A 734-nucleotide genomic window follows, 5' to 3' on the forward strand; every position below is an offset into this window, starting at 1 on the left:
GCGTAACTTCGCCCGCATCAAGGGCGTGATGGCCAAGACCGACAAACTGGATGCGCAGGTTATTGCGCTGTTCAGTGCGCAAATCCAGCCGGAGGTACGACCGATATCCAGCAAGAATATCCGCGCATTCAGGGAGTTACTCGCACGCAAACGGCAGCTCAACGAGATGCGCACCCAGGAACTGAATCGGCTGCAAAAGGCCTCCAGGATCGTTGCTCGCTCGCATGTCGCCGCCCTCAAACTGATCGATAAAGAGATCGCCTGGATTAACAGCAAATTGACCGCTGCAATGCGCGACATCGAGGAATGGCAGCAGACCTATACCCTGCTGAGCACCGTGCCGGGCATTGGCGATGGCGTGGCTTTTACCCTTCTGGGCGAGCTGCCCGAACTCGGCAACCTGAGCAGCCGTGAAGTGGCGGCCTTATGTGGACTGGCACCCTTCAACAAGGACAGCGGTTCGATGAAGGGAAAACGGCGCATCAAAGGCGGTCGCGCACCGATCAGAACCGTGCTCTATATGGCCATGCTGAGTGCCATCCAGCACAACCCGGTGATGCGCAGTTTTTACTTAAGACTCATCGCGCAAGGCAAACACAAGAAGGTCGCGATTACTGCCTGCATGAGGAAGATGATGACCATTCTAAATGCCATGATCCGCGACCAGAGACCATGGCAGATGGCATGAAATAAAGTCGGCTACAGGGTTGATTTGGGATCACAGTCGCTTGTTA

General features: G+C 55.3%; 1 protein-coding gene. It reads left to right on the forward strand.

The window, feature by feature from the left end; all coding sequences use genetic code 11:
• A partial coding sequence (locus A11A3_RS17170) for an IS110 family transposase (RefSeq protein WP_008930597.1) occupies positions 1-688 on the forward strand: 688 nt, incomplete at its 5' end.
• Positions 689-734: the final 46 nt, after the last annotated feature.

It is taken from the genome of Alcanivorax hongdengensis A-11-3, from assembly GCF_000300995.1.
Classification (GTDB): Bacteria; Pseudomonadota; Gammaproteobacteria; order Pseudomonadales; family Alcanivoracaceae; genus Alcanivorax; species Alcanivorax hongdengensis.